7 protein-coding genes are annotated in these 13,690 nt (G+C 60.2%); 4 read left to right on the top strand and 3 right to left on the bottom strand.

The window, feature by feature from the left end; all coding sequences use genetic code 11:
* Window positions 1-8 precede the first annotated feature (8 nt).
* Entirely contained in the window at window positions 9-1,613 is a 1,605-nt protein-coding gene (locus LJU29_RS02175) for a 5-oxoprolinase subunit B/C family protein (RefSeq protein ID WP_257111587.1), read from the top strand.
* Window positions 1,610-3,343 (top strand): acetyl/propionyl/methylcrotonyl-CoA carboxylase subunit alpha, encoded by a 1,734-nt coding sequence (locus tag LJU29_RS02180; protein WP_257111588.1) that lies wholly within the window; start codon window positions 1,610-1,612, stop codon window positions 3,341-3,343. The genes LJU29_RS02175 and LJU29_RS02180 overlap by 4 nt, the downstream gene beginning before the upstream one ends.
* 69 nt (window positions 3,344-3,412) lie before the next feature.
* On the opposite strand, the gene mscK is transcribed toward LJU29_RS02180, so the two are convergent.
* Together mscK and LJU29_RS02190 are read right to left on the bottom strand one after the other, a co-directional pair.
* Window positions 3,413-6,802 carry a mechanosensitive channel MscK gene (gene mscK, locus LJU29_RS02185; protein WP_257112673.1) on the bottom strand — a complete coding sequence of 1,130 codons (3,390 nt, stop codon included), beginning with the start codon at window positions 6,800-6,802 and terminating at the stop codon, window positions 3,413-3,415.
* A 38-nt stretch (window positions 6,803-6,840) separates the two neighbouring features.
* The gene (locus tag LJU29_RS02190; protein WP_002551752.1) at window positions 6,841-8,583 is read right to left on the bottom strand and encodes a potassium/proton antiporter; all 1,743 of its coding nucleotides are present in this window, start codon (window positions 8,581-8,583) and stop codon (window positions 6,841-6,843) included.
* Window positions 8,584-8,830: 247 nt separating this feature from the next.
* Between LJU29_RS02190 and LJU29_RS02195 the strand changes: the two genes are divergently transcribed.
* Together LJU29_RS02195 and LJU29_RS02200 are read left to right on the top strand one after the other, a co-directional pair.
* Complete coding sequence (locus LJU29_RS02195) at window positions 8,831-9,001, top strand: hypothetical protein (protein ID WP_183137932.1); 171 nt, start codon at window positions 8,831-8,833, stop codon at window positions 8,999-9,001.
* Between the two features lie 83 nt (window positions 9,002-9,084).
* A complete protein-coding gene (locus LJU29_RS02200; protein ID WP_257111589.1) occupies window positions 9,085-11,730 on the top strand; it encodes a dermonecrotic toxin domain-containing protein in 2,646 nt (881 codons plus the stop codon).
* 21 nt (window positions 11,731-11,751) lie between these two features.
* Here LJU29_RS02200 and LJU29_RS02205 read toward each other — a convergent pair whose 3' ends face one another.
* Window positions 11,752-13,554, bottom strand: a complete 1,803-nt coding sequence (locus tag LJU29_RS02205; RefSeq protein ID WP_257111590.1) for an acyl-CoA dehydrogenase — start codon at window positions 13,552-13,554, stop codon at window positions 11,752-11,754.
* Window positions 13,555-13,690: the final 136 nt, after the last annotated feature.

A 13,690-nucleotide genomic window follows, 5' to 3' on the forward strand; every position in this document is an offset into this window, starting at 1 on the left:
AGAGGCTCATGCGTTTCTACCCGGCCAACCTGGACGCGCTCCTGGTTGAACTGTCGAACCTGGACGAGACTCTGGCCCTGTTCGAATCGTTACAGCAGATGCCCATTTTCGGCGTGGAGGAAATCGTTCCGGCGGCCCGGACGCTGCTGGTGCATTTTCGCCCGTCCGCCATTGGTTTCGAAGCGCTGGCGGCGCAGATTGCCTCGCGTGACATTCGCGGCAGCGCTCGCGAGCCCGGCAAGCTGATTGAAATACCCGTGCATTACAACGGTGAAGACCTGGCTGATGTGGCCCGCGAGCTGGAGATCAGCGTTGACGAAGTGATCAAGCGCCACACCGGCAGCGACTACAACGTTGCCTTCTGCGGCTTTGCGCCCGGTTTTGCCTACCTCAGCGGCGGTGCCGGCTTTGTCGTGCCGCGGCGCAGCACACCGCGCACGCGCATTCCGGCTGGTGCAGTGGCGTTGGCCGGTGGTTTCAGCGGCATTTATCCACAGGCCAGCCCCGGTGGCTGGCAGATCATCGGCGTGACTCACTCAAAAATGTGGGACCTGGGCCGCGACGAGCCAGCCTTGCTTCAGCCTGGCTATCGCGTGCGCTTTCAAGACGCCGGTCCGCTGCCCGTGACCAGCATTTCGGTGGCTGCGCCCGTTCGTCAGCAGGCGTCGACAATCACCGAAGACTATCTGCAAGTCGTTACGCCGGGTTTGCAGACCCTGTTTCAGGACCTGGGTCGTCCTGGTCGGGCAGGGCAGGGTGTTTCCGCATCAGGCGCGCTGGATCGCGGCGCATTGCGTGCGGCCAATCGCGCAGTAGGCAACGAGCCGGGCACTGCTTGTCTGGAAATTCTCATGGGTGGCCTGACGTTTACCTGTCAGGGCCAGGCCGTGGTAGCGGTTACCGGTGCTCAGGCGCCTGTCGAGGTGCTGACGGCTGATGGCCAACGCATGCAGCCGCCGCTTTACGCGCCGTTTTCGTTGCAGAGCGGCGATCAGGTGAGCATCGGTTCGCCCACCGCAGGCTTGCGCAGTTATCTGGCCGTGCGCGGCGGTTTTGTCCACGAGACGGTGCTGGGTAGTCTGTCCACCGACACGCTGGCCCAGGTGGGGCCCGCAGCGCTGACGGCGGGTGACCGGCTGGGCTTCAGGCGCAGAACCGGCGGCGCTGCGGTGTCGACTGGCGAACAACCGGCCTTCGACATGCCGCGTAATGATCAGGTCATTACGCTGGATGTGGTCATGGGGCCGCGCAGCGACTGGTTCACCGCCGAGGCGCAGGCGTTGCTTGCTCAGCAGACCTGGCTGGTCACACCGCAATCCAACCGGATCGGTATCCGCCTGGCAGGCGAGCAGTCGCTTGCGCGCGCCGTCAGTGGCGAACTGCCCAGCGAGGGCACCACGGTCGGTGCCATTCAGGTGCCGCCCAGTGGCCAGCCGGTACTGTTTCTGGCGGACCACCCGTTGACGGGCGGTTACCCGGTCATCGGCGCAGTCGCTACCTATCACCTGGACAAGGCCGGGCAGATTCCGGTCAATGCCCGCATTCGTTTCAACCCGCTGAGCGCCTTCGAGCCAGTGCGCTCCGCCACTTCAGACGAGACCAATAACAGATGAAAAAGGTTCTGATTGCCAACCGTGGCGAAATTGCCGTGCGTATTGCCCGCGCCTGCCGTGACTATGGGGTTGCCTCGGTGGCCGTGTATGCCGATGCCGATATCGACGCTCTGCATGTGTGTCAGGCCGATGAAGCCTACGGGCTGCAAGGTGAGCGCCCGACCGACACCTATCTGAACATCGAAAAGCTGCTGGCAGTCGCTGCTCGTGCCGGTGCCGACGCGGTTCACCCAGGTTATGGCTTCCTCTCGGAACGCGCCGACTTTGCCCGCGCCGTAATCGACGCCGGCCTGACCTGGATCGGCCCGGACCCTGCAACCATCGACGCGCTGGGCGACAAGGTGCAAGCCCGGCGCATCGCTTTGAAAGTCGGTGCGCCGCTGGTAGCTGGCACTGAAAACCCGGTGAAAGATGCTTCTGAAGTGCTTGCGTTCGCCGAGCAGTACGGCCTGCCGATTGCCATCAAGGCGGCATTTGGCGGCGGTGGTCGCGGCCTGAAAGTCGCTTGGAAGCTCGATGAAGTCAGCGAGCTGTACGAGTCTGCGGTGCGTGAAGCGGTGACCGCGTTCGGTCGTGGCGAGTGCTTCGTCGAACGCTTTCTGGATCGCCCACGGCACATTGAAGCGCAGATCATCGCCGACCGGCATGGCCGGGTGGTTGTGGTCGGCACCCGGGATTGCTCGCTGCAACGCCGCAACCAGAAGCTGATCGAAGAAGCGCCAGCGCCTTACCTGGATGATGAACTGCGCCAGCGCATCCACGATTCGGCCCGTGCGGTTTGTGCCGAGGCAGGCTATGTCGGTGCCGGTACGGTGGAATTCCTGCTCAGTGGCGACGGCACCCTGTCATTCCTGGAGGTCAACACACGCTTGCAGGTCGAACACCCGGTGACTGAAGAAACCAGCGGTGTGGATCTGGTCATCGAACAACTGCGCGTGGCCGACGGCCTGCCGCTGTCATTCGACGGTACGCCTGTACCGCGCGGCCACAGCTTCGAATTCCGCATCAACGCCGAAGATGCAGGCAACGGCTTCCTGCCGACCCCGGGCACCATCGACGTGTTTCAGCCACCGTCCGGACCGGGCGTGCGGCTGGACACCGGCGTGACGGAAGGCTCACGGGTCTCACCGAACTTCGATTCGATGATCGCCAAACTGATCGTCACCGGCGCAACCCGCGAGCAAGCCATCAGCCGCGCCCGCCGCGCCCTGGCTGAGTTCAAAGTGGAAGGCGTCGCCACCGTGCTGCCGTTCCATCGAGCCGTCATGGCCCACGACGACTTCACCGCCGCCAATACCTTCGCCGTCCACACCCGCTGGATCGAAACCGACTTCGCCGAACACGTCACCCTCGCACCGCGCAGCGCTGCGCCAGTTGATGCAGGCGTGCTGCGCACCTTCGTCGAAATCGACGGAAAACGCCACGAACTGGGCCTGCCCGCTGCGCTGCTGGCCGGTATGAGCCTGAACGCTGCCGCACCGGCTGACGCCAGCCAGCCAGCTGCCGACGCCCCGGACCCGCACGCAGTACTGACGCCGGTCGCGGGCAACCTGTATGCCTGGGCGGTTGAAGACGGTGCGACGGTAGAGAAGGGACAGGTGATCGCCATCATGGAGGCGATGAAGATGGAAACATCGATATTGGCGCCGTGTGCCGGAACCGTGCAGATCAGCAAGGAGCCTGGCGGGTATCTGGAGGTGAAGGTGGTGATTGGTCGGGTTGAGGTCTGATTTCATTGCAATCGCGCGTCAACCGGGCGGTTACCCGATTGACGCGTGCTGTTGCAGAAAATAATCGCCTCAGTCCAGCCTCAACTCAGGCGGCTCGGGCGCATCCTTGGTCGCCGGGGCCACTTTGGTGTTTACCGGTTGCAGCGTTGTTTGCCCGGTCGGTGCACCGGTTTTGTCGCTTGGCTCGGCGGGCACCAGCTTGTATTCCAGGCCCTGGGTGTTCTTGAGGTAAATCTCCATCTGGCGGAACGAGATGTTGATGTGCTGCTTCTTGAACTCGCGATTGATGAAGCGGTTGATCTCGTCCAGCACCGGGTTGCGGTCGCCCAGGTCGCGGACGTGCATGCGCAGTTCGTGGTCGAGGGTACTTTCGCCGAAGTTCAGGAAGTAGACGATCGGCTCTGGTTCCTTGAGCACCCGAGGGTTTTCCCGTGCGGCTTGCAGCAGCAGGGAGCGTACCAGGTCCAGGTCCGAGCCGTAATCGACGCCCAGCTTGAGGGTTACGCGAGTAACGGTGTCGGTCAGCGACCAGTTGATGAGCTGGCCGGTGATGAACGTCTTGTTCGGGACGATGATGTCCTTGCGGTCAAAGTCGGTGATGGTCGTGGCACGGATGCGGATCTTGCTGACCGTCCCCGACAGGGCGCCGATGGTGATGGTGTCGCCGATCCGCACCGGACGTTCGAAGAGGATCATGATGCCGGAGATGAAGTTGGCGAAGATCTCCTGCATACCGAACCCAAGCCCTACCGACAGCGCCGCGACCAGCCACTGCAATTTGTCCCAGCTCACGCCCAGCGTCGACAGCGTGGTCACGAAGCCGACACCGGCGATGGTGTACGACAGCAGCGTGGTTGTCGCGTAGGCACTGCCTTGCGCGAGGTTCATGCGTGACAGCACCAGCACTTCCAGCAGACCCGGCAGGTTGCCGGCGAGCACGAAGGTGATGACGATGATCACCCCGGCACCGAGGAAGTCGCTCAGGCTGATCGGCACCATGCTCATGTTGGCACCGGTGCCGCTGGTGTATTCGTAGAGGATGATGTTGTCCAGGTAGGCGAATACCGTAATCAGTTCGGCCCAGACCAGGTACAGCGCGCCGACGAATCCGGCCAGCAGGGCCAGGCGGATCAGGCGCAGCGACTGCTGGTTGACCTGTTCGATGTCCAGCTTCGGCTCTTCGACCGGAATGTCGCTGTCGCCGTTTTCCCGGGCTGCCTGACGCTTGGCCAGCGCGCGCTGATAGGCCAGACGCCGGGCGGCGACGCTCAGGCCGCGGACGAAGGTCGCCTCGACCATCAGCCAGATCATCATCAGGTACAGAGTGTCGATCAGACGGTCGCTGAGCTTGAGCGCGGTGTAGTAGTAGCCAAAGCAAACCGCCAGGAAGAGCGCGACCGGCAATGCCGTGAACACCACGCCGACAGTCTTGCGGAACAGCGAAGCGTTATGGTGCGTGGGGCTTGAGATCAGCAGGCGAGCGAGCAGCCAGGTCATCAGCGCGTAACAGGTCAGGACCACGCCGATCCCCAGTACATCGTCGGCCAGCGCCGCAGGTTGATGCTCGGCGACGGCCACCACGGCCACCAGGGCCAGAACGACCAGCCCGAGGCGACGCACCCAGCCACGCAGGAACTCGACCTGCGCCGTTTCCCAGCGGAAATGCAGTTGGGCAACGCCAGACGGGGCGAGTACGCGGTAGGCGGTGTAGAACACCAGCCAGGCGAGGGCGATCTGCAACAAGGCCTCGCCCAGGTTGGCGTTTTGCCCGCGTGCATCGATTTGCAGGGCATAGCCGCACAGCGCCAGGCCCAGCGCCACAGGCATTGCCAGCAGCACGTTGATCAGCAGCGCCAGTGGCGTTTTCCATTGGCTGTCACGTTTGAAGTGGCCGATGTCGGCATGCAGGCGATTCAGCTTCTGATACAGCGCCTTGCGCCGCCAGGTCAGTACGCCGATCAACAGCAGCAGGGGCAGGAACAGCAGCGGTCGCTGAGTCAGGCCGTCTGACAGCTCGCTCAGGCTGGATGTCCAGGGCAGGGTGGCGATCTGCTTTTGCAGGCGCGGCCAGATATTCTGAAACCATTCCAGGTCCAGTGGCTTGTTGCTGGGGATCCAGAACATCTGCTCGTCGAGTGTGGCGCGCAGTCCCTGAGCGGTGCTGGTCAGCTGCTTCTGGTTCAGTTGCAGCGTGATGGACTCGTTGAGCAACGCGCTCAGCTCGCGATTGAGGCGCTCCAGCAAGTCGCTGCGGGTGATTGCCAGGTCCAGCAGCGTACGGCGCAGTTGCGGGGTAATGTTTTCAGGCGGTTGAGTGGCGAGCAGCTTTTCGACATAGGCGGTCGGCGTGCTCATCTGCTCGCGTTGCTGGTTGATGTCGAACTGATACAGGCGGATGTTGGCGATTTCGTCGGCCAGGCCCTTGTCCAGCTCCAGGTGCGGCAACGCCTGCTTCTGCTTGTAGAGAATCTTGGACAGCAGCAGGCTACCGCTCAGCACGTTGATCTGCTCGCTGAGGGCTTGATCGGTCTGGGTCAGGTTGTCCAGTTGCTGCTTGGTCTTGAGGTTCTGCTGGGTCAGCTCGTTGAGGCGGTCGGTGCCGCGCAGCAGGTAGTCGGAAAGCTTGAGGTTGGCGGCGCTTTCGGTCGCCAGCAGGCTGCTGCCACCGGACTTTTGCGCTTCCAGGGACAGGTCGGCGACCGTTTTCTGCGACTGGGCGCGACGCTTGTCGTTGATCAGGGTCTGCAGGTCCTGAATTTCCTGTTCCTGGCGCGCGACCTTTTCGGTCAGCAAGTCATGCTGGCTATTGCCCAGGTCCTGCAACTGGCTGTTACCCGCCAGTTCCTGACGGCGCAGCAGGTTGAGGGCGTTGATCGAGGCCAGTTCTGCATTGAGCAGATTGCGCTGGTCGGCGCTCAGGGTCTTGCCATTGTCCTTGCCGCTCTTGAGGATGGCGTTGATCTGCTGGATACGCGTCTGATTGGCGCTGATTTCAGTCTGCGCCCGCTCAGGCCGGGTCTGCGCGGTGATGGCCAGGCTGTTGGCGTCGTTGAGTTCGCTTTGCAGGTCGCTTTGTTGGGTACTGCGCTGGCTGAGAAGCTGCTCCAGTTGTGGCACATCAAGGCCGCCGTAGCGCTGGGCGACGGGTACCACTTTGCTTTCTTTCAGGCGGGCCAGCTCGTGCTGGTTTTCCGAGGTCTGTTTTGGCGCCTGGGCCAGTTGTTGCTTGAGCGCTTCGAGTTTCTGCTCGCTGTCCTTCTTGCTGGCGAGAAAAGCCAACGTTTGCTCGAGTACCTGTTGCAGCGCTTTCTGCTCGGCATCAGGCAGCTTGCGATCAGCAATCTTGTCGAGGCTTTGCTGCACGGCATCGCTGCTGGGCGGGTCGGCGGCGAGCGCCGGGAAGGTGGACAGGCAAAGCGCAAACAGTGCGGCAGCACAAATGGAACGCAGGGAAAACATAGACACCGGTCGCATGATGATACGTGTGGATTGGCAGTTTAAAGGAACAGTCCGGGGCCCGGGCGGGTTCCTTCGGGGAATTTGACGCCCACTTTCTGGATCTTGTTCCCGTCCATGACGGCAACTGTCCAAATAGTTCCATTCCATTCAATCTGGTCGCCCACCACTGGCTCGCCGCGGTTCTTCTGCACGATGAACTGGCTGAGTGGCATTCCGGGGTCAATGCCATCGAGCTTCAGGCCATACAGGGCCGCGACTTCACCCAGCCGTGCATCGCCTTCAAGAACGAAGTCGCCGAAGAAGCGCAGGTCCAGGCCACGTTGCGGTGCCTGGCTGAACAGTTTGCCCAGTGCCGGAAGATCATGTTCGTGACCGATCACACAGAGCAGGTCGCCCACTTCCAGCGTCGTACTGCCGGACGGGTGGAGCAACTGCTGGCCCCGGAACAGCGCGGCAATACGCGTGCCTTCAGGCATTTTCAGCTCACGCAGCGCTGCACCGATGCACCACTTTTCAGCGCCCAGACGGTAGACGAACAGCTCCCATTCACTGGTGACGTGCACCTCCAGTGCGGCTCGGGAAATAGGCGCAGGGTCAGGCGGAACCGTCACTTTCAACAGTTTGGCCACCCACGGCAGGCTGGTGCCTTGCAGCAACAGCGAGACCAGTACGATAAAGAACGCTAGGTTGAAGTACAGCTGCGCATTGGGCAGCCCGGCCATCAGCGGGAACACGGCGAGGATGATCGGCACCGCGCCGCGCAGGCCGACCCAGGCGATAAAGGCTTTTTCGCGGCCATGGAAGGCCTTGAACGGCAGCAGGCCGACCATCACCGACAGCGGGCGTGCCACCAGAATCATCCACAGCGCCAGGCCTAGCGCCGGAATCGCAATCGGCAGCAGATCGTGTGGCGTGACCAGCAGGCCCAGCACCAGAAACATGCCGATCTGTGCCAGCCAGGCCATGCCGTCGAGCATGTGCAGGATGCCGTGGCGGCTGCGGATCGGCCGGTTACCTAGCACCAGACCGCACAGGTAGACCGCGAGAAAGCCGCTGCCGTGAATGGCGTTGGTCAGGGCAAAGATCGCAAGCCCCCCGGCAATCACCAGAATAGGGTACAGGCCGGCCGCCAGATTGATGCGGTTGACCAGCTGAAGCAGGATCCAGCCGCCGCCCAGGCCGATGAAACTGCCGATGCCGAACTCCTGAATCAAATGTCCCAGCAGCCCCCAGTGCAAGCCGGTCTGACCGCTGGCCAGCATGCCGATCAGGGTGACGGTCAGGAACACCGCCATGGGGTCGTTGCTGCCCGACTCGATCTCGAGGCTGGCGGTGACCCGCTCGTTCAGGCCTTTGCCGCCCAGCAGGGAGAACACCGCAGCAGCGTCTGTGGAGCCGACGATCGCGCCGATCAACAGGCCCTGAATGACGCTGAGATTGAACAGCCAGGCAGCCACCATGCCGGTCAGTACGGTGGTGATCAGCACGCCCACCGTTGCCAGCGACAATGCAGGCCACAGCGCAACCCGGAAACTGGCCACCCGCGTTCGCAGCCCGCCGTCGAGCAGGATCACGGCCAGCGCAAGGTTGCCGACCAGATAGGCGGTAGCGTAGTTGTCGAAGATGATCCCGCCGCCATCCACGCCCGCCACCATGCCCACGGCCAGGATGATGACCAGGATCGGAATACCCAGGCGTGATGAAAGAGAGCTGACCAGGATGCTTGCGGCTACCAGCAACGCGCCGATCAGGAACAGGCTGTTGATGGTGGTGGCGTCCAAGGGCGGTACTCCGTAGAAAACTGAATTGAAGCGAGAGGGGCGAAAACTGACCATGCAGTCCGCGTGCCAAGCGATTTAACCTGTTGAATTGCTTGGCTGTCAAAGATCAATTTCCGGCGGATCACGCAGATTCGGCGTTCCAGAGCACGTGACTCGTCGCAATCTGGCGGTCGACACAGACGTATATGCCGCAAGCCAAGCCTTCTTGCGGCCTGTTGTCGAGCTTCAGCTATAGAAGGTTTTCATCATGGACGATGAAATTGCAGAAAATAAGAAGGGCGGAAATCCGTTCGGCGATAAGCGGGATCCGCATGCAGAGTTCTGGAGGCGGGCGAGCAAATACTTTCGGTCGCGATTACTTCCGGCTGAACCCGATCAATCTGCAGTCACCCGCCGCCTTTGCTGTTCGGTCCTCTGACTGAATCAGTTCACGCGCCTGCCTGCGCAGGATCGCGTTATAAATAGTTAGTGCCACGTATGCCGTAAGGAGTGATTACGTGCATGACTTCTCTCATACAGGAAGAAGTCATGACGCCCCAATCTCTGAAAATACCTAAAACCGATCAGCAACTGCTGCGTGAGCGCGCGAAGCAATTTGTTTTCGACTACCCCGATCTGCACGATCTGGCCTATAGTGTAATCAGCAAGATCATGCTTCAGCACACGCAAAAGGTGTTTAACCCTGACAAGGTCTATTGGCATCGTTTCGGCAGCGCAAGCAGCAGTCCGCGTACATTTACCGGCTGGCAACATTCCGGCAAACCGCTGCAATCGATGACGTTGATCGAACTGCTCATGCAGAACTTCAACGCCCACGACCAAGAGGCCAGTGATGAGCTTTCCCTTTACGGCGGGTTTTATACCGACGGTCCGGATCATGAGGTGTTCGACGAGCGCAACGAGGTGCCCATGCTGCCGCAGACTTTGCTGGCAGAAATGTGGACGCTGGATTTCAGCTCGCTGTACACCCGCCGCATGGAGCGTTTCTGGAGTTCGCACAGTGAGAATTTTTGCATTCTGGCCAAAGCGCACTATTTGGTTGCAGCCGGTAATTGCCTGCGCAAAGGTCAGCTTTCGCCAGACGACTTCAAGCAAGTCACTCGATTCGTCGTCACTGATCCCTCGCAGCCAGCGACGCTGAAGGCCTTGCGGGACTCGCCCTTGGTAACGCCTGGCCTTTCGGTGCATACGCTGGATATCAACGGCGTCAAGACTTACGACATGCTGCGTATCTTTATCGCTGATGGCCGGGAAGTGATTTACCGGCCTGATGCCGAGCAGCCTTTTCAGGTGTTCGAAAACGAACGCGCGCTGTACAACTGGCTCAAGGGGCAGTTCGCGAGCGAGCAGGCGGGTAAGGCACTGACAGGCAATTTCCTGCGCGGCGAGGCGGCACGAACACAGGACAGCGTCAGGTTTGCGCGCGGAGTCAGTGAATTGCTCGCGCATGACTGGCGTGCCGATGTCCGACTTATCAATCAATCCCGGGCCCCCATCGTGGGTGATCCCTTTATTTATCTGCGTGATATCGCGCGTCAGGTCATGACCACCGACGCACATCAGTTGCTGACGTCCAACGCCGATCTGCGCAAGCAGATGTGGATCGGTTATCTAAGTGCCTTCATGCAGGCTTTTGGCGGGCTAGCCGCGTTGGGGTGGCCCGTTGCTCTGACGCTGGTTGGCGCAGGCCTCGCCAATACCGGGTTGAACATTGATCAGGCGGTCAATGGCAAGACCCCGGCGCAACGTCGCGCTGGTGTATTGGGTGCCATTATCAACACCCTTTACCTGCTTTTTAATCTGCCGCTACTGATGTCCATTCGTGCCATGCCTGAGCGTATGCCATTAGTGCGGGCGGATGTCGTGTCGCTCCCCAGTGAAGTTGTGGAGAGTGGCGTGATTGTCGATCCGCTGGAAAACATGGAAGGCAACCTGCTGCTGGACAGCCTCACGCCCTCAGCCGAGGAAGGCAGGTTTCGTGGCGTTTACTCGTTGGGCAATGGCGAAACCTGGATCAAGCTTGCGCGGTTGCCGTATCGCGTGATGTTCAGTGAGCAACAGCAGTGCTGGTTTATCGTTGACCCTGACAATCCTTTTGCGTTCGTTGGCAGTAAGCCGGTTCGCTTGGGGCTCGACGGAGAATGGACGCTGATTCAATCACCTGGCTTGCAGGGTGGCTCGCCTATGGATCCGCAGGTGCCGTCTACCAGCTCATCAGTCCCGCCAGGAAAACCTTATGCAACAGTGCATTCAACGTTCTGGGACAGGTACCTGCAAACGGACATATTCAATGAGCAATATTATGCAGAAAGAGCCCTGACTCGTCAGAAAGAGGTCATGGATATCTGGGAGCCAACCACGGACGATGTTCTGGAGTCTGACTCTTCACCCGAAGGCGATGAAGTGTACCGGGCCCCGTGGCACGGTAAACACAGAGTGTTCAAGCTGGGCGAGGACGACTATTACGGCGCTAACATCATGCTCTATACTCAGGAGGATACTGTGTTCAATCGATTCCTGCGTACAGGCGAACGTAGGGGCCCCAACCAGGTAAGGTTCATTGAGCGTCTTGCCGATGACATCCAGGTGGTGGGCTATAGCAATGATGTCGAGTTGTATCGGGGTGGCAGCGGTGATCGGGGCACCTCGGGTGCCGTGTTCCGTAGCGGGCAGATCAAGGTTGGCGATGTGCTGGTCAATACCGATATCACTTCGTTCAGTGAAACCCCCTATGTGGTCAGCGCGTTCGCCAGCAGTCGAGCCGGTGCCCCTACTAACGCGGTGATTGGGCCGATAACGTTCGATGATACTTCGGTGGTCTTTGTCTTGCCCAAAGGACGGTATTTGAGGGCCACGCCGATCGCGCCATTTTCAGCCTCGCCCGATGAGGCCGAATCGATCTTTTTGCCCGGTTGTTATTTTCAGATCGAGAGTATCGAAGAAGTGGTCGGCGATTTTTATCGTCTCATGAAAGTCCAGATGCAGGAGGTCGATCGCCCGGTTCAGGGAAGAGCGCTTTACGATATGCGCACAGGCGAGCCATTCAGTCGAGAGCAATACGCGCTCAAGTTGGGGGCAGATGCCAAGGTATTGGTCGACCGGTTCTTTCCAGAGAACCCGATGACTGACCTGTTCAGCCCTCACTGATCAAGCGCCGCCCGGTTTTATTTAAAACCAGTCATCGCGCATAGCGAGGCAGGTGTCATCGCGGTTCTCCAGAATGCTCAGCTCGTGATGGCAGCCCGGTAATTCCCATGTCAGGAAGTAGCGGGCAGCTTGCAGCTTGCCCTTGTAGAAGTCGCTGTCGGCCGAATCACCTTTGCCCAGACCTTCCTCGGCGCGGATCGCCTGTTCCAGCCAGCGCCAGCCGATAATGGTGTGGCCGAATACCTTGAGGTACAGCGCCGAATTGGCCAGCGTACTGGTGATTCTGCCTTGCGCCAGATCGGTCAGCAGGCCGAGGGTGACAGCCTGCACATGAGTGACCAATTGCTCCAGAGGTTGGCGCAGCTCATGAAGTGAGTCGTAAACCTGCGCCCGCGCGCAGGTATCGGATATCAGGCGCAGCAGTTGCTTGAGGCCGGTGCCGCCGTTCTGCGCCAGCTTGCGGCCAAGCAGGTCCAGCGACTGAATGCCGTGAGTACCTTCATGAATCGGATTAAGCCGGTTGTCGCGGTAGTACTGCTCAACAGGGTATTCGCGGGTATAGCCATGACCGCCTAGAACCTGAATCGCCAGCTCGTTAGCCTTCAGGCAGAACTCCGAGGGCCATGACTTGACCACCGGAGTCAGCAGGTCCAACAGTTCATGGGCATGCTTGCGGGCGTCTTCGGTTTCTCCGGTCTGTGTGTCGTCGAACAGTCGCGAGGCATACAGGCACAGGTCGAACGCGCCTTCTACATACGCTTTCTGGGTCAGCAGCATGCGCCGCACGTCGGCGTGCTGAATGATCGGAACAGGCGTGCTCTCGGGGCTCTTGCTGTCGGGCAGCCGACCTTGAGGTCGGTCGCGGGCATAATCCAGAGAATACAGATACCCCGAATAGCCGAGCATGACCGCGCCCAGGCCGACGCCGATGCGTGCTTCGTTCATCATCTGGAACATGTAACTCAAACCGTGATGGGGCTTGCCGACCAGATAGCCGACACACTCACCGTTATCGCCGAAATTCAGTGCGGTAGAAGTAGTGCCTTTCCAGCCCATCTTGTGAAACAGGCCAGCCAGCAGTACATCGTTACGCTTGCCGAGGCTGCCGTCGTCGTTGACCAGAAACTTGGGCACGATGAACAGCGAGATACCTTTGACCCCGCCAGGCGCATCCGGCAGCTTTGCCAATACCATGTGCACGATATTTTCCGAAAGTGCGTGATCACCACCCGAGATGAAAATCTTGTTGCCACGCAGCCGATAGGTGCCGTCTTCTGCCGGTTCGGCGCGGGTGCGGATGTCTGACAGCGACGAACCTGCGTGTGGCTCGGTCAGCGCCATGGTGCCGAAGAAGCGCCCCTCGATCATCGGTTGCAGAAAGCGCTGTTTTTGTTCGTCGTTGCCAAAACTCTCAATCAGATTCGCCGCGCCCATGGTCAGGAACGGGTAGGCCGTGGTTCCGACATTGGCTGCCTGAAAGTGGGCAAAGCAGGCCTGTGACAGTAGGGTCGGCAACTGCATGCCGCCCGCTTCAAAATCACGCGATGCATTGAGAAAACCAGCGGCGAGAAACGCATCCACCGCAGGCTTGACCTCGGGGATCAGAATCGCTTCGCCATTTTCATAGCGCGGCTCGTTTTCGTCAGCCTTGCGGTTGTGCGGCGCAAAATACTTTTCCGCGATAGTACGCGCCGTCCCCAGCGCTGCATCGAAGGTTTCCCGCGAATGCTCGGCAAACCGCTCACGCCGCGTCAGCCCTTCGGCGTCCAGCACTTCATACAGCTCGAAAGCCAGGTTTCGGGAACTGAGCAGCGACTCGGACATGATGGCGTACCTATTCTTGGAATGGCTCAAGTCTAGGTCGGGTTGAGGGGGGAGGGTAGCAAGATTGATTCGGGTGATGGTCGAGCGTGTGCGGGGGGTATCGAGAGCGGACGCGAAGCGTCCAGAGCATGGGAAC

Source organism: Pseudomonas ficuserectae (assembly GCF_024584585.1).
GTDB lineage: Bacteria > Pseudomonadota > Gammaproteobacteria > Pseudomonadales > Pseudomonadaceae > Aquipseudomonas > Aquipseudomonas amygdali.